Consider the following 15,946-nt stretch of genomic DNA (forward strand, 5'->3'; position numbering starts at 1 on the left):
GGTATCGCAAGGTTGACCTCTTCCCGCGCGATCACGGATCGCGTATAGCGCGGGGATGAGCACGAACCCGCCAGATATGCGCCCCGATATCGCCCCCGCCGCCCTGTTGCCACAGGCCAAACGCAGCGACCAGCCAAGCATTGGCATGGTCTCGCTTGGTTGCCCCAAGGCATTGGTGGACAGCGAACGGATCCTGACCCGCCTGCGCGCGGAAGGCTACGGTGTTTCGCCCGATTATGCGGGCGCGGACGCCGTTATCGTGAACACCTGCGGCTTTCTGGACAGCGCCAAGGCGGAAAGTCTGGATGCCATCGGCGAAGCGCTGAAAGAAAACGGCAAGGTGATCGTGACCGGCTGTCTGGGTGCGGAACCCGATTACATTCGCGAACACCACCCCAATATTTTGGCGGTGACGGGCCCGCACCAATACGAGCAGGTTCTGGATGCGGTACACGCCGCCGTGCCACCCAGCCCCGACCCGTTTGTCGATCTGCTGCCGGCCTCTGGCGTGTCGCTGACCCCGCGCCATTACAGCTATCTCAAGATTTCAGAAGGGTGCAATCACAAGTGCAAGTTCTGCATCATTCCCGATATGCGTGGCAAACTGGCCAGCCGCCCCGCCCATGCGGTTCTGCGCGAGGCGGAAAAACTGGTGCAGGCCGGCGTGCGTGAACTGCTTGTGATATCACAGGATACATCGGCCTACGGGCTGGACCGCAAATATGATCTGAACCCGTGGAAAGACGGTGAGGTGCGCAGCCACATCACCGATCTGACCCGCGAACTGGGCCAGTTGGGTGCGTGGGTGCGGCTGCATTACGTCTATCCCTACCCGCATGTGCGCGATCTGATCCCGCTGATGGCGGACCCCGCCAATGGTGTGCTGCCCTATCTGGATATCCCGTTCCAGCACGCGCATCCCGATGTGTTACGCCGCATGGCGCGGCCTGCCGCGGGTGCCAGAACGCTGGACGAGATCGCGAACTGGCGCAGCATCTGCCCCGACATCACCCTGCGCAGCACCTTTATCGTCGGCTATCCGGGCGAAACCGAGGCCGAATTCCAGACCCTGCTGGACTGGATGGACGAGGCGCAACTGGATCGTGTCGGGTGCTTTCAATACGAAAACGTTGCCGGTGCGCGCTCAAACGCGCTGCCGGATCATGTTCCGCCCGAGGTGAAACAAGACCGCTGGGATCGCTTCATGGAAAAAGCACAGGCGATTTCCGAGGCGAAACTTGCCGCCAAGGTGGGCCGCTTGATCGATGTGATCGTGGACGACGTCGACACCGACGCCGCCACCTGCCGCACCATGGCCGACGCGCCGGAAATCGACGGCAACCTGTTCATCGACGAAGGGTTCGAGGGATTGAAACCCGGAGATATCGTTTCGGTTCAGGTGGATGAAGCGGGGGAATATGATTTGTGGGGGAAGGTTGTTTGATGTTGAACGAAAGCCAAACGGAACAAACCAACCATTCTTTGAGTATCCACTAGTTTCACTGGAAACAGGTTCCACCCTTGCGGTTTCTCGCAGCAAAAAGCCCGCCTATTACTAGGCGGGCTCTGGAAAAATGATCCCTGTAAGATCAAATATCCCTACTTCTTGTAGCCAAACGCCCCATTTGGCACCTGCGCCAGCGCGCCGCCGCCGCCGGATCCCATGCGCATCATCAGGCAGGATGTGCCTTCTTTCTGGAAATACAGCGCCTTGAGCTCGTACCAGCCGGCCTCGGGCACATCTACGGTTGTCACGCGGGTGGTTTCGCATCCGTGAATGCCATCATAAAGCGCCACCTGCTGGCCGCCGATCCAGACCTGTAGGCCGTCATTGGTCAGGAAATCGATATCATAGCTGCCGGGTGCATCGAATTTGATATAGCCGTTGATATCCGCCGCCACCTGATATTCACGCCGCGCCGTCATCACCAGATCGCCTTCGGTTGTATTCGGGTAGGATAGCCCGGCCAGCGGTTTGCCCCGCTTGCCGCTGCTGTTGATTGCCGCCGAAGCGTCCACCAGCGTTCTGATCTTGTTGGAGGGATACCCGTAATTCACCGCCAGCCCTTCCTTCAGTCTGGCGGGTTGCGGATCGGCGGGTGTCAATGTGACCGACCCTGCCAGACTTATAGTGGCACATAACATGGACAGGGCGGCAATGGCCCCGATCAACCTGATCTTCATTTCGTTCTCCCCATTTTTCGACACGGCAGCGGATTGATCCGTGCCGGCCTTTAAATCTCTATTGCCCCTGATCCTACGGCGCGGCGAAAACGCTGACAAGTAGATCGAATTCACGGACACGAGACTGTCATTTTTTCGGTGCTCCGCTAGATTGGAATCATCAAACAAGAGGTATCCCATGTCTGACGCCCCTATTATCGCCCAAAAGGCACCCTATGCTGTCGAAGTGATCGCCGGAAAAACCTATTTCTGGTGCGCCTGCGGCAAATCGTCAAAACAGCCGTTTTGTGACGGATCGCACAAAGATACCACCATCACCCCGATCAAATACGAGGCCGACGCAGACAAAAAGGCGTTTTTCTGTGGGTGCAAACATTCGACCAAATCGCCATTGTGCGACGGTTCACATTCAAAGCTATGAGGGTCGCCTGCGGCTTGTTTTCTGCCGGAGTTGGCAAAGGATGTCTGCGTTGACACAGTCTTTGGGTCCGGTCTCGGACTCGTCGAATTGCCGGGCCAGCCAGCGTTCGCAGGCATCGGCATGCGCGCAGGTACGGCAGTGTGTAACCATCGCACTGTAATCCTGTGCGCTCAGATGACCGGAATGAATACACTCACTCAGATTCAGCCCCATCACACGGGCGACAGACCGGGTCAGCCAGAAATGGCGCTCCGGATGTCCAAGTTTAAGAATGTTCGTCATATCCGGGTTTCTTCTTTATCCAAAGCTCCGCCAACTCAGACGCCCCAGCGCCTGACGCCAGCGCCAGCCTCATAAGGAGAATGGGTTAGGGCAGCAGTCGTTCGATCAGATCGGTGTTGCGGCAATAGCTGGGGGATTTGTCCGCGACCCCCTCCTGCTGTGCCAGCCACTGATCGCAATGATCAGGATTGGAGCATCCCGTGCACCGCAATACCGCGTCGCTGATCTCTTCTATCTGAACGTCGCCACGCATCGTGGCCTCTTCCAGATCAACACCGCGCGCTGTGGCCATATGATCGACCAAGGCCGCGTGTCGTTTCAATACGTTTTCGTGTTGCATTGGCGTTTCGCCCCTGTTGTGGACCTTACATTAAGACCCATACTAAGAGAACCGCGCGGTAACGCGCCTTGACTCAGATCAAGGATGGTACCCGCCGGCGGGGCACCAGCGTCGCAATTTTGTGCAATTTTAAGGGAATTATAGCTGTGCGGCCGTCCGGCGAACCGTTTCGATCCGTGCTGCATTCGGCGGATGTGTGCCCAAAAAGCGGTCTCCCGGGTCGGGAATGCGGGTAAAGAACAGAGCACCGCGCAGTGGATCATAGCCAGCACGGGCCGTGATGATCGTGCCCAGCGCGTCGGCCTCAAGTTCGAATTCCTTTGAATAGCTGCGTGCGCCCACGGTGGCGCCCAGATCCTGCGCCGTCTGAACGCTGGCCGGATCGGCACCTGTTAACGTGGCCAGCCCGGCGAAAATCACGGCACCGGCCATCGCATTGTCGCGCTGGCGCGCCAGATGGCCTGCGATATGGTGGGCCGTTTCATGCCCAAGCACAAAGGCAAGCTCGTCCGCGTTGCGCGCATCCCGGATCAGCGCAATCGTGAATGCCACCACGGGCCTGCCGTTTTTATCCAGTGTCTGGAAGGCGTTAGAGGGTTGCCCCGGGCGATCATCCACGACAATCCTGAAATCGCAATTCACCCCGCGGGTGCGCGCGCGGCATTCCCGTTCGGCCACCGGTTCAACCGTGCCGACCACGCGCGCAAATGTGCGCCCGGCCGCATCCGCACTTAGTGCAGGCGCGACCGGCGCGGCAGGTTGTGCCTGCTGTGTCTGGGATGTGGGTGTATTGGTTGTCACGACCACCTCGCCGCACGCGGCGAGGGTTGCCAGAACCCCCAAAGACATCAGCCATCTACGCATCGATTCAGTCCACCAATCAGTTCTGCTTATTTTAGCACGCGTTGCATTGGCCGCCAGTCCTGATAACACGGTCGACGCTTCCGTTTGACACACAGAAAGGTGCGCCATGTTTTCCATCGAGCACGAATTTGACGCCACCGTGATCACCCTTGTGGACGAAGGTGCCGCCCCCTTGCAGGAAGACGTTGCCGTACACGCGTTCGAAGAATGCGTGACCATCGAACAGTTTGATCCGCGCCACGACACGGTCAGGCGCATCACCTTGTCACATGTGCAGGTGCGCGATCTTGCTGCCGCGTTGAATTTGCCGGAAGGTGTGTACCGTTCGATGCCAAAACGGGGCTGACACGGCATATCCGAAACGATCAATGGCATGAGGTTAAGATGAGCACAGGATTTTTCTGGGATGAACGGTGTTTCTGGCACGGCGGGGGCAATTATGCCTACACGCTGCCGGTGGGCGATCTGGTGCAACCGCTGGCGGCAGGCGGCATACCGGAAAACCCGGAAACCAAGCGCCGCCTGAAAAATCTGATGGAAGTGACGGGCATCACGCAAGATCTGGACATGCGCGGCGCGCAACCGGCCAGCCGGGACGATCTGCTGCGGGTGCATCCGGCGCACTACATTGATGAATTCAAAACCCTGTCGGACGCGGGTGGTGGCGAGCTGGGTCTGCGCACACCGTTTGCCAAAGGCGGATACGACATCGCCGCCCTGTCTGCCGGTTTGTCCGTTGCCGCGGTCGAGTCCGTTCTGCGCGGCGAGATTGACAATGCCTATGCCCTGTCGCGCCCGCCGGGGCATCATTGCCTGCCCGATTATCCCAACGGGTTCTGCCTGCTGGCCAACATCGCCATCGCAATCGAAGCGGCACGCGCCAAGGGGCTGGGGCAGAAATTTGCCGTGCTGGATTGGGATGTGCACCACGGCAATGGGACCGAAGCGATTTTCTTTGATCGCGACGATGTGCTGACAATCAGCCTGCATCAGGAAGGCAATTACCCGCTGGATACCGGGGCGATCGCCGATCGCGGCACCGGCGCGGGTGACGGGTATAACATCAATGTGCCGCTGCCCGCCGGCACCGGCCACACCGCCTATCTGGCGGCGATGGACGAAATCGTGCGCCCCGCACTGGACCGGTTCCAGCCCGATATCATCATCGTGGCCTGCGGTTTTGATGCATCGGCAATTGATCCGATGGCGCGGATGCTGGCCACGGCTGACACGTTCAGGCAGATGACATTGCGGATCAGGGATGCCGCCGAAGCCCTGTGCAACGGGCGTCTTGTTCTGGTGCATGAGGGCGGATATTCGGAAGTGTACGTGCCGTTCTGCGCCCATGCCACACTCGAAGCCTTGTCAGACAGCAAACGCACCGCACCGGATCCGCTGGCAAAGACCTTCGATGTGCGCCAACCCTCTGCGCGCTTTGATGCGTTTCTGCGCGAACAGGTGTCGGATATGGCGCGGCAACTGGGGCTGGCCGGATAAACGTCAGGCGAAACTGCCCTGACAGAACCAGCCGGCCGACATCGTGCCGCCATGCCCGTAGAACAGCCATAACCGTTCCCCATTCCGGGTGGTGACAACCCAGTAATCGCGCACTCCGCTGCGCCAGTCGGGATCATCCAGCCACCATTCCGGCGCGATCCGTTCCGGCCCGGTGGCACAGGCCAGATGCAGCGTGCGCCCGCGCCATCGAAACGTCGCCGGAACCGCAGGCTGGTCCGGTGCGCGCACGGGTTCGGGGCGCCACATCAGCACCGGACGGCGCGGCCCCTGATCGGGCCAGTTCGTATCAGCGGCAGACCATGCCGCCGCCATGATCTTTTGGGTTTTTTCCGGAATATGGCTTGCCGCGGGGTGCAAGCGCGTGATCGCGTCAAGCCCGACCCGCGCCCCGATCCGCCCGATCAGATCATCCAGCGCGGTGTTGGCCGCCAAACGCGCGTTCACAGCGCGCCCCGCCTCAAGATGGCCCACCGCCGTGCGATTGTGCAGCGCCTCGGTTTGCAGCGCCTCAATGCGCAACATATCGATCCCGAAACCGGCCTCTATCCGGTCCAGTTTCATCACCAGCAGCGGGCGGATACGGTCGGGGCTGGACGAAGCCCGCGCCAGCGCAACTTCGACCGATTGCACCCCCTGATCGGCCCGGAATACCTGTAAGCGCACCACACGCGCACCGCGTTCCTTTGCCTTCAAATGATCGCACAACCGCGGCAACACCCTGTCCAGCCCCGCAACAAGATCATCCATCAGCCCGATGGGATCAGGCAGTGTCAGGCGCACGGCAAAATGATCCGGCGCGCGTGCCGGTGAAATCGGCTCCGGGGCGCTGCCCATCGCCTGATCCAGCCGCAACACCAGCCCGCGCCCGAACCTGCGCGCCAGACCGGCACGCGGCTGGCCCAACAGATCGCCGACCCGGCGCAGCCCCAGATGCGACAATTGCGCGGTGGTGTCCCCGTCCAGCCTGAGTGCGGCAACCGGAAGCGGGCTGAGCGCGCTGTAATTCTGGCCGGGGGGCGCAATGCACCCAGATCCGGCCAGCAGCGCCGGCGCGCCTGCCGGTGCCGCCCCGCCTTTGGTCCAGTGCCGCCGCTTTCCGGCCCGCGAACGGGTCGCGCGCGCCTCCTGGTCGATGGCATCGCCGCTGCGATGTGATCCGGTGGCCTGCCCTGCATAACGTGCAAGCGCCCAGGCGGCCCCCAATGTGTCTGCTATACCGCACCGCACATGCAATCCCAGATCGGCGCAATCATCCTGAACCACCTGCAACAGCGCCGTTTCCCCGCCAAACAGATGCGCACACCCTGTCAGATCGATCACCAGACCATCGGGCGGGTGTTCAGCGACCCACGGGCTGAATTTTCCGGCCCAACGCCGCAAAACAGTCAGAAAGGCAGCTTCGGCCTCGCGATCCTGCAACCGCGTGATCAGCCCCAGACACATGGCATGGGCATCGCGCACCGGCTGCCCCACCTTCAGGCCCGCCTGCAACGCCTGCCCGTTCAGCGAAGACAGAACCTGCATGTTCTGCGTTTCGGTCACCACCGCCAATGGCATATCCCACAGCCCGCGCGCACGGCGCATCAGCCGTTCCGCACCAAGGCGCGGAAACCACAGGGACAGGACACGGGATTGCGGCATCAGATCACAAATGTTCTATTTTTGTTCTCATTCTATCTAGAGCGAGTCGCCCCCCGAGTCGAGGCCAGCCGGCGCACAACCCACCCCGCCAGAACCAACAGAAAACTGCCGCTTGGGTTATTTTCCGGAAGCAAACAGTTGAAATACCGCCGCGTTTGTCACAGGGTCGCCACAACAGAAAAAGGGGAGGATACAACATGCGCACCCGTGCCGCCGTTGCCGTGGAAGCCGGCAAACCGCTTGAGATAATGGAAGTGAACCTTGAAGGCCCGCGCAAGGGCGAGGTTCTGGTTGAAATCAAGGCCACCGGCCTGTGCCACACCGATGAATTCACCCGTTCTGGCGATGACCCCGAAGGGATATTCCCCGCGATTCTGGGCCACGAAGGTGCCGGTGTTGTGCTGGAAGTGGGCGAAGGCGTCACCACATTGGAACCGGGCGATCACGTGATCCCGCTTTACACGCCCGAGTGCCGCGAATGCGAATACTGCCTGTCGGGCAAGACCAATCTTTGCCAGAAAATCCGGGTCACGCAGGGCCAGGGCCTGCTGCCCGATGGCACCACGCGGTTTTCGATGCTGGATGGCACACCGATCCACCACTACATGGGCTGTTCGACCTTTGCCAACCACACCGTCGTGCCGGAAATTGCGCTGGCCAAAGTGCGCAAGGACGCGCCATTCGACAAGATCTGTTACATCGGCTGCGGTGTCACCACGGGTATCGGCGCGGTGATCAATACGGCCAAGGTCGAAATCGGCGCACGTTGTGTGGTTTTCGGACTGGGCGGCATTGGCCTGAACGTCATTCAGGGCCTGCGCCTTGCCGGGGCCGATCAGGTGGTGGGTGTCGATCTGAACGACGACAAGGCCAAGGTCGGCACCTATTTCGGCATGACCGACTTTGTGAACCCCACCAAGGTCAAGGGCGATCTGGTTGCGCATCTGGTCGAACTGACAGGTGGCGGTGCCGATTACACGTTTGATGCCACCGGCAACACAACCGTCATGCGCACCGCGCTCGAGGCGGCGCACAAGGGCTGGGGAGAAAGCATCATCATCGGCGTGGCCCCCGCGGGTGCCGAAATCTCGACCCGCCCCTTCCAACTGGTCACGGGCCGCGTTTGGCGCGGCACCGCCTTTGGCGGCGCCAAGGGGCGCACCGATGTGCCGAAAATCGTTGATTGGTACATGAGCGGCAAAATCGAGATCGACCCGATGATCACCCACAAGCTGACACTGGACCAGATCAACGAAGGGTTCGAGCTGATGCACAAGGGCGAAAGCATAAGGGCGGTCGTAGAGTTTTGAGCCTGCGCGATACACCGCTTCTGGCCGTGCTGATCGACGCTGACAATATGTCGGCGAAACACGCAGATGCGATCTTTCTTGAGATCGCATCGATGGGCGAAGCCAGCATCCGCCGTATCTATGGTGACTTTCAGGGCGGCGGCCCGCAAGGCTGGACCAAGGAAATACTGGCATCACACGCCATTATTCCCCATCAGCAATTTGCCGGCGCGACCAAAAGAAACGCCTCGGACATAGCATTGGTCATTGATGCCATGGATATCCTGCATTCCGGTCGCTTCGACGGCTTCGTGATCATCTCGTCCGACAGCGATTTTACCAGACTGGCTAGTCGTATCCGCGAGCAGGGAATTGATGTTTTTGGAATTGGCGAAAGCAAAACCCCTGCCGCTTTGCGAAAAGCGTACAAAAAATTCATTCTGGTTGAAAATCTGGTTGCCACGGACGAGCAGGCAGCAACGGAAAAAGAGAAAAGCAACCCGCCATCCAAGGCCCGGCCACTTTTGAGATCTGCCATCGAAGCCGCGGGCGCCGATGGCGGCTGGGTGCCGCTGGGTCAGGTGGGAAAACAGTTAAACGCAAATGACCCGTCATTTGATCCACGTGCCTATGGATGCCCCAACCTAAGCACACTTGCCCGCAAAGCAGGCACATTCGAAGTCAAGGAAATCGACAACACGTTGAAAATACGGACCAAAACCTAGCCTTCAGACCCCGTACCGCGCCAGAAACGTGTCTACCGCATTTTCAATAACTTGCGCGATTTCCGCCTTTGAAAACTCTGACTGGATCCCGAACACCGCCCGTATCCACAGCTTTGCCTTGCACAATTCGGAAAACTGGTCGGCCGCCATGCCGACATCTTCGATGTCCAGTTCTCCGCGCTCGACAGCGCCGCGCATGTATTCCGCCAACCGGTCATGCCCCATTTTGGGGCCGGCGGCATAGAATGCGCGACCAAGTTCGGGAAACCTGTCGCGCTCGGCAACACAAATGCGAAACACACTTTGCGAGAAATCCGACAGCAGGAAGGGCACCAGCTTTGATGCGGCAACAGTCAGCGCCGCACGCGGCTCCTTGCTGGCCTCGATCTGTTCGACAGCTTCATTTGCCATCCGGTCACATTCGATCGTGGCCACCTCCATGAACAGCAGCCGTTTATCGGGAAAATAGCTGTAAAGCGTGGCCTTTGACACACCGGCAGCTTTGGCGATGTCATCTACACTGGCGCCTTCGAAACCATCGGCCATAAACACCTGCCGTGCCCCTGCAACGACCTGATCGTATTTGCGGCCCTTGCGCACAATATCGACGGCTTCACCCATGGTATCCCCTTCTTTGGTAGCTGACAGTTTAAACTGACGGGTTCACTTTCAACAACACCTCAAAATTGATTTCGCACTTGACCCGAATTCGCAGCGGAATAACATTAGAACAATTCTAAATTACAGGAGCGAACCATGCGGTTCCTATCGCAGCGCAAACGTTTTTCGGACCTGTCCGAACAGGAAATCATCGCTTTGGCGATTTCGTCCGAAGAAGACGATGCGCAAATCTATCGCGGCTACGCGGAAACCCTGCGCGCTGATTTCCCTGACAGTGCCGCCGTCTTTGACGGCATGGCCAAGGAAGAAGACGGGCACCGCGCCCGCCTGATCGCATTGCATGAAAAACGGTTTGGATCGACCATCCCGTTGATCCGGCGCGAACATGTTGCAGGATATTATACACGGCGGCCCGTCTGGTTGGTTGAAAACCTGGGGCTGGAGCGCATCCGCGCCGAAGCCGAAGCGATGGAACGCGATGCGGAACGGTTTTATCTGAATGCCGCCGCAAAAACACAGGATGCCGCCACGCGCAAACTGCTGGGCGATCTGGCCGCTGCCGAAGCAGGCCATCAGACAGTCGCCGGAGAACTGGAAGACAAACATCTGGGGGGCGATGCACGCGACAGCGAAGATGCGACCGCCAAGCGCCAGTTCATTCTGACATGGGTGCAACCGGGCCTTGCGGGGCTGATGGACGGATCGGTATCCACGCTGGCCCCGATCTTTGCCGTGGCCTTTGCCACCCAGGACACCTGGACAACCTTTCTGGTCGGGCTGGCGGCGTCTGTGGGCGCCGGTATTTCAATGGGGTTCACCGAAGCTGCGTCTGATGACGGTGAACTGTCGGGGCGCGGCTCTCCTTTGAAACGCGGGTTTGCGTCGGGTATCATGACAACGGTCGGCGGGCTGGGCCACGCCCTGCCCTATCTGATTCCGGATTTCTGGACGGCGACCATCATCGCCTGCATCGTCGTGTTTATCGAGCTGTGGGCAATTGCATGGATCCAGAACAAGTACATGGATACCCCGTTTTTCCGTGCTGCGTTTCAGGTGGTTCTGGGGGGCGCGCTGGTCTTTGCCGCAGGTGTGCTGATCGGCAGCGGCTAGGCGGGCTTGCAGGCGGAGCACGCAAAATATACTGCATGACCCATGGTCGAGATATTTCTGAAAACATTGCCGTTTTTTGCACTGATCGGGTTGGGATTCTGGGCCGGAAAAACGCGGTTCTTCACCGAGGAAGCCACCGCCTATCTGACCAAATTCGTGTTTTATTTTGCACTGTCGGCCATGTTGTTCAGATTTGCCGCAAACCTGTCCCTGTCCGAGGTCTTTAACGGCAAGCTGATCGCGGGATACCTGTGGGCCACGGCCTTTGTCTACGGAATTGCCACCATGGTGGCGTTTATCCGTCGCCTGAACATTGAAACCGCCGCGATCGAGGCGCAATGCGCCGTGATCGGCAATGTCGGCTTTCTGGGCATTCCCATGCTGGTTCTGCTTTTAGGCCCGGACGCGGCAGGTCCGGTCATGCTTGTCTTGGCGGTTGATCTGATCGTGTTTTCAAGCCTGATCGTGATTCTTATCACCGGCGGGCGCGATGGCCGCATGAGCCTTGGCATCTTTCGCACAATCGGTGTCGGCCTGATCAAGAATCCGATGATCGTATCGATTGTACTGGGTCTTTTGTGGTCGTCCTTTTCGCTTCCGATCCCCGCCCCGATGAACGATTTTCTGGCCATACTCGGTGGCGCCGCAACCCCGGGCGCGCTGTTTGCCATCGGTGCATCTCTGGCGTCCAAATCCGCCGAACGCATCGAAGTTGCAGCATGGCTGACCTTTTGCAAACTGGTGCTGCACCCGGCATTCGTGGCCGTTGCCGTCCTGTTTATCTTTCCGATCGATGCCTATTCGGCCGCTGTTGTCATCTCGGCTGCGGCCCTGCCCGTGGCCGGAAATGTCTATATTCTGGCGCAGCATTACGGCGTTGCGCCGCACCGTGTTTCGGCAGCCATTCTTCTGTCGACCGCCGTCAGCATCGTCACCGTTTCGGCCGTGATTGCATGGGTTGCGCCCTGAAAACCTGCGTTTGGGCGGCAATGACCTGCCGTTCAACCCTTGCTGCATCGCACATCACCCGATAGCGATAGGGGAACACAGAAAGGGATGACAGGATGAAAACTGTATCAGAAAACCGGTGCTTTAACGGCCGCCAAGGTGTTTACACCCACACATCCGATGTCTGCGCCTGCGACATGACATTCGGACTGTTCCTGCCGGAAGAGGCCGCGGACGGGCCGGTGCCAGTGTTGTGGTACCTGTCGGGCCTGACGTGCACCCATGAAAACGCAATGGTCAAGGCGGGCGCGCAAACCTGGGCCGCCGAACAGGGCATCGCGCTGGTGTTTCCCGACACCTCGCCGCGGGGCGAGGATGTGGCGGACGACGAGGCGTATGATCTTGGCAAGGGGGCCGGGTTTTACGTGGACGCGACCCAAGACCCTTGGGCACCCCATTTCCAGATGCACAGCTATATCGCACAGGAACTTCCCGCGCTGATCGGCGAACATTTCGCCGTCGATATGGACCGTCAGGCCATTACCGGCCATTCCATGGGCGGCCACGGCGCATTGACCCTTGCGATGGGCCTGCCCGGGCGGTTCCGCTCTGTTTCTGCCTTTGCGCCAATCTGCAATCCGACAGCCAGCGATTGGGGCCGCAAACAATTGTCGGCCTATCTGGGCAAAGATCACAGCCTTTGGGCAGATCATGACGCAACGCTGTTGATGCAAAAGACAGGATTTGACGGCCCTATCCTGATTGATACCGGCACCGACGACCAGTTCATCGATCTTCTGAAACCAGAGGCATTTGCCGCCGCCTGCGCGGAACGTCGGCAAGAAGCGACATTGCGGATGCAGAAAGGCTATGACCACAGTTATTTCTTCGTATCGACGTTCATGGAAGATCACATGGCGTTTCACGCACAGGCGCTTTACGCCGCCTGAAGGTTACTGAATACACGCTGTTGACCTGTTCAACGGATGTTGACGCCGCAAAAAACGGAGCACTGAACAATATGGCCATCTATGTGGATGCCGATGCCTGCCCGGTGAAAGCCGAAGCCGAAAAAGTTGCGACACGCCACGGCATGCAGGTTTTTTTTGTATCCAATGGCGGCCTGCGCCCGTCGCAAAACCCGCTGGTTCAGAACATCATTGTTGATGCCGGCCCCGATGTCGCCGACATGTGGATTGCCGATCGCTGCGGCGCAGGCGATGTGGTTATCACCGGAGACATCCCGCTGGCCGCCAAATGCGTCGAGGCCGGGGCGCGTGTTCTGAAACACAATGGCGAAGCGCTGACACAGGCCAACATAGGCAACGTGCTGGCCACGCGGGATCTGATGGCCGATTTGCGCGCCGCCGATCCGTTTCGCGCAGGCGGCGGGAAAGGCTTTACAAAGGCCGACCGCTCCCGTTTTCTGGAGGCGCTGGAACGCGAATTACGCGCCGCAGCGCGGGGCGGACCCGCATGACACAATCGCCATGGCGACCCTTGAAAGCAGGACGGAAATGCAACCAAAAGCGGTGATCTTTGACATCGGAAACGTGTTGATCGAATGGCAACCGGAACGGTTTTACGATCGCGTGATCGGCGCCGACCGCCGCCAAGCCATGTTCGCCGAAGTGGACCTGCACGGCATGAACGACAGGGTTGATCTGGGCGGGCACTTTACCGAAACCATTTATGCCACCGCCGAAGAATACCCGGAATGGCGCACTGAAATTAGGATGTGGCACGATCACTGGATAGAACTGGCCTCGCCCGCGATTGATCATTCGGTACGTCTTAAATCGGCACTGCGCGCCAAAGGTATTCCGGTGTTTTCCCTGACCAATTTCGGCATCCAGAGCTTTGATTACGCAGCCACGCAATATCCGTTTCTGACGGAATTCGACCGCCAGTATATTTCGGGCCACATGAAGGTGATCAAACCGGATCCCGAAATCTACCGGATGGTAGAAGCGGATTGTGGCATAGAGCCTTCTGCGCTGCTGTTCGCCGATGACCGGACCGACAACATCACGATGGCTGCATCGCGCGGATGGCAGACGCATTTGTTCGATGGCCCGCAAGGCTGGGCTGATGCGCTTGTCAGCCATGGATTATTGACCCCAAGGGAGGCCGCATAAGATGACCCTGACACAAATCCCTTTCGAGGCCGGCGATGCCCTGCTGGACTGGTCGGAACTGGCGCTCGCTCTGGAACAGGGCCATAAGCTGCCAAAGGCCGATATCGGCGATACGTTTCTCTATCGGGGCAAGGACACGTTGCTGTCGCGCGCCGCGTGGATCGACGGCATGGGCGTCGCCGTGAAATCCGCCACCATCTATCCTGACAACCCCGCGCAAGGCAGGCCGATGATCAATGGCGCTGTCTGTCTTTATGCCGATGAAACAGGCATGCTAGAGGCGCTGATCGATTTCCATCTGGTGACAAAATGGAAAACTGTCGGGGACAGCCTGCTGGCCGCCCAAAAACTGGCGCGCGCCGACAGCAAGACAATCCTGATCGTTGGCGCGGGCACAGTGGGCCGTTCGGTTCACGCCGCCTTTGGCCCCGCCTTTAAGGACGCAAGGTTCGAGATATGGAACCGCACGACCGCGACTGCGCAAGCCATGGCCGCAGATTTGCCGAACCTGACAGTTGTCACCGATCTGGAGGATGCCGTGCGCCGCGCAGACATCATCGTGACGGCGACGATGTCCACAACCCCGCTGATCAAGGGTGAGTGGCTGCAACCGGGCCAGCACCTGAACATGATCGGAGCCTACCGCCCGGACATGCGCGAAGCGGATGATACCGCGCTGAAGCGCGCCCGGATTTTTGTAGACAGCTATGACACGACAATCGGCCACATCGGAGAGTTGAAAATCCCGATCGAGGCCGGTGTGATCACGAAATCCGATCTGGTGGCCGACTATTACGACATGGGCGCGTTCAAGCGCACATCAGAAGACGATATCACCCTTTTCAAGAACGGTGGCGGCGCACATCTGGACCTGATGACAAGCCGCTACATTCTGGAAAAATGGATGGCCGCTGCATGATTTTCTTCTGGGGCGTGCTGCTGATCATTCTGGGGGCACTTGTCGCACTGCCTTTCGCCCGCGAGGAAATGTGCCGCAAAATGGGCCCGGAGGAACGCAAGGCCGCCCCGGGACGCTTTGTTACACTATCCCAAGGTGTCACACATTATGAATGGCTGGGCCCTGTCCGCGGTCCGGTGGCCGTCTGTGTACACGGGCTGACAACACCGTCCTATGTGTGGCGTGGTATGGGGCGGGGCCTTGCTTTGATGGGGTATCGCGTGTTGATCTACGATCTTTACGGGCGCGGGTATTCGGATCGCCCCCCCGGGCTTCAAACCGGCCAATTCTTCAACACACAACTGGAAGATCTTCTGGAAGATCAGGCGGTCAGCGACGACATTACACTGTTGGGCTATTCCATGGGCGGAGCGATCGTTGCGTCCTTTACCGCCAGTCACCCTGAAAATATCCGGCACCTGATCCTGATTGCCCCTGCTGGCATCGCCATTATTCGGAACAGATTGTACGATTTTTGTGTCCGCACCCGGATCGCGGGCGAATGGCTGATGCTTGCGCTGTTTCCATATTTCCACCGCAAAGGCGTGAACACGGAAAAGAATCTGCCCAGTTCAGTTGAGAATATAACGACCCTTCAAAAGGCGGAATTGAAATATCAGGGCTTTGTACCTGCCGTCCTGAGCAGTCTACGTGGCATTCTGGCCGTACCGCTTGAAGACGAACATCGCATCATTCATTCAGCCGGTATTCCGGTTCTGGCAGTGTGGGGCCGCCACGATGATGTCATCCCGCTAAGTGCCGTCGGAAAACTGACCGAGTGGAGCAGGAACGCCCGTCAGGAAGTGATTGAAGATGCCGGCCATGGCCTGACTTACACCCATACAGATGCTGTTCTGGCCGCGATGAGCGATGTGTTACGCGAAGGGCTGTCCTGACGGATCAGAAA

Annotated in this window: 19 protein-coding genes; 13 read left to right on the forward strand and 6 right to left on the reverse strand. The window is 59.0% G+C overall.

The window, feature by feature from the left end; all coding sequences use genetic code 11:
- Positions 1 to 55 precede the first annotated feature (55 nt).
- The gene (rimO, locus tag C1J05_RS16440; RefSeq protein WP_114871193.1) at positions 56 to 1,444 is read left to right on the forward strand and encodes a 30S ribosomal protein S12 methylthiotransferase RimO; all 1,389 of its coding nucleotides are present in this window, start codon (positions 56 to 58) and stop codon (positions 1,442 to 1,444) included.
- A 155-nt stretch (positions 1,445 to 1,599) separates the two neighbouring features.
- On the opposite strand, the gene C1J05_RS16445 is transcribed toward rimO, so the two are convergent.
- Positions 1,600 to 2,184, reverse strand: a complete 585-nt coding sequence (locus C1J05_RS16445) for a PA14 domain-containing protein (RefSeq protein WP_114872393.1) — start codon at positions 2,182 to 2,184, stop codon at positions 1,600 to 1,602.
- A 178-nt stretch (positions 2,185 to 2,362) separates the two neighbouring features.
- Between C1J05_RS16445 and C1J05_RS16450 the strand changes: the two genes are divergently transcribed.
- Entirely contained in the window at positions 2,363 to 2,605 is a 243-nt protein-coding gene (locus C1J05_RS16450) for a CDGSH iron-sulfur domain-containing protein (protein ID WP_114871194.1), read from the forward strand.
- Here the strand turns inward: C1J05_RS16450 and C1J05_RS21935 are convergent.
- The 3 genes from C1J05_RS21935 to C1J05_RS16465 form a co-directional block, all read right to left on the reverse strand.
- Positions 2,600 to 2,887 carry a DUF6455 family protein gene (locus tag C1J05_RS21935; protein WP_114871195.1) on the reverse strand — a complete coding sequence of 96 codons (288 nt, stop codon included), beginning with the start codon at positions 2,885 to 2,887 and terminating at the stop codon, positions 2,600 to 2,602. The genes C1J05_RS16450 and C1J05_RS21935 overlap by 6 nt on opposite strands.
- Positions 2,888 to 2,972: 85 nt before the next feature.
- Positions 2,973 to 3,227, reverse strand: coding sequence for a DUF6455 family protein (locus C1J05_RS16460; protein WP_114871196.1), 255 nt, complete (start codon positions 3,225 to 3,227; stop codon positions 2,973 to 2,975).
- 138 nt (positions 3,228 to 3,365) lie between these two features.
- On the reverse strand, positions 3,366 to 4,091 hold the full coding sequence (locus C1J05_RS16465; RefSeq protein ID WP_114872394.1) for a M48 family metallopeptidase: 726 nt from the start codon (positions 4,089 to 4,091) through the stop codon (positions 3,366 to 3,368).
- A gap of 106 nt (positions 4,092 to 4,197) precedes the next feature.
- Here C1J05_RS16465 and C1J05_RS16470 point away from each other — a divergent pair, with 106 nt between their 5' ends.
- Positions 4,198 to 4,437: a hypothetical protein gene (locus C1J05_RS16470; protein WP_114871197.1), complete on the forward strand. Its 240-nt coding sequence runs from the start codon at positions 4,198 to 4,200 to the stop codon at positions 4,435 to 4,437.
- 38 nt (positions 4,438 to 4,475) lie between these two features.
- Positions 4,476 to 5,588, forward strand: a complete 1,113-nt coding sequence (locus C1J05_RS16475; protein WP_114871198.1) for a class II histone deacetylase — start codon at positions 4,476 to 4,478, stop codon at positions 5,586 to 5,588.
- 3 nt (positions 5,589 to 5,591) lie between these two features.
- Here the strand turns inward: C1J05_RS16475 and C1J05_RS16480 are convergent, their stop codons facing one another.
- Positions 5,592 to 7,250: a Y-family DNA polymerase gene (locus C1J05_RS16480; RefSeq protein WP_114871199.1), complete on the reverse strand. Its 1,659-nt coding sequence runs from the start codon at positions 7,248 to 7,250 to the stop codon at positions 5,592 to 5,594.
- A 197-nt stretch (positions 7,251 to 7,447) separates the two neighbouring features.
- Here C1J05_RS16480 and C1J05_RS16485 point away from each other — a divergent pair, with 197 nt between their 5' ends.
- Together C1J05_RS16485 and C1J05_RS16490 are read left to right on the forward strand one after the other, a co-directional pair.
- Entirely contained in the window at positions 7,448 to 8,560 is a 1,113-nt protein-coding gene (locus C1J05_RS16485) for an S-(hydroxymethyl)glutathione dehydrogenase/class III alcohol dehydrogenase (protein ID WP_114871200.1), read from the forward strand.
- Positions 8,557 to 9,264, forward strand: coding sequence for an NYN domain-containing protein (locus C1J05_RS16490; protein ID WP_302622780.1), 708 nt, complete (start codon positions 8,557 to 8,559; stop codon positions 9,262 to 9,264). The genes C1J05_RS16485 and C1J05_RS16490 overlap by 4 nt, the downstream gene beginning before the upstream one ends.
- Before the next feature lie 3 nt (positions 9,265 to 9,267).
- Here C1J05_RS16490 and C1J05_RS16495 read toward each other — a convergent pair whose 3' ends face one another.
- Positions 9,268 to 9,885: a TetR/AcrR family transcriptional regulator gene (locus C1J05_RS16495; RefSeq protein WP_114871201.1), complete on the reverse strand. Its 618-nt coding sequence runs from the start codon at positions 9,883 to 9,885 to the stop codon at positions 9,268 to 9,270.
- 135 nt (positions 9,886 to 10,020) lie between these two features.
- Between C1J05_RS16495 and mbfA the strand changes: the two genes are divergently transcribed.
- The 7 genes from mbfA to C1J05_RS16530 all read left to right on the forward strand — a co-directional run bounded on the left by mbfA (position 10,021) and on the right by C1J05_RS16530 (position 15,935).
- The gene (gene mbfA, locus C1J05_RS16500; protein WP_114871202.1) at positions 10,021 to 10,995 is read left to right on the forward strand and encodes an iron exporter MbfA; all 975 of its coding nucleotides are present in this window, start codon (positions 10,021 to 10,023) and stop codon (positions 10,993 to 10,995) included.
- 42 nt (positions 10,996 to 11,037) lie between these two features.
- Positions 11,038 to 11,964, forward strand: a complete 927-nt coding sequence (locus C1J05_RS16505) for an AEC family transporter (protein ID WP_114871203.1) — start codon at positions 11,038 to 11,040, stop codon at positions 11,962 to 11,964.
- A 95-nt stretch (positions 11,965 to 12,059) separates the two neighbouring features.
- On the forward strand, positions 12,060 to 12,893 hold the full coding sequence (gene fghA / locus C1J05_RS16510) for an S-formylglutathione hydrolase (protein ID WP_114871204.1): 834 nt from the start codon (positions 12,060 to 12,062) through the stop codon (positions 12,891 to 12,893).
- 71 nt (positions 12,894 to 12,964) lie between these two features.
- A complete protein-coding gene (locus C1J05_RS16515) occupies positions 12,965 to 13,423 on the forward strand; it encodes a YaiI/YqxD family protein (protein WP_114872396.1) in 459 nt (152 codons plus the stop codon).
- Between the two features lie 37 nt (positions 13,424 to 13,460).
- A complete protein-coding gene (locus C1J05_RS16520; RefSeq protein WP_114872397.1) occupies positions 13,461 to 14,081 on the forward strand; it encodes an HAD family hydrolase in 621 nt (206 codons plus the stop codon).
- A gap of 1 nt (position 14,082) precedes the next feature.
- A complete protein-coding gene (locus C1J05_RS16525; RefSeq protein ID WP_114871205.1) occupies positions 14,083 to 15,000 on the forward strand; it encodes an ornithine cyclodeaminase family protein in 918 nt (305 codons plus the stop codon).
- The gene (locus C1J05_RS16530; RefSeq protein ID WP_114872398.1) at positions 14,997 to 15,935 is read left to right on the forward strand and encodes an alpha/beta fold hydrolase; all 939 of its coding nucleotides are present in this window, start codon (positions 14,997 to 14,999) and stop codon (positions 15,933 to 15,935) included. Before C1J05_RS16525 ends, C1J05_RS16530 begins: the two co-directional genes overlap by 4 nt.
- The last annotated feature ends 11 nt before the right edge of the window (positions 15,936 to 15,946 follow it).

It is taken from the genome of Sulfitobacter sp. JL08 (assembly GCF_003352045.1).
GTDB lineage: Bacteria > Pseudomonadota > Alphaproteobacteria > Rhodobacterales > Rhodobacteraceae > JL08.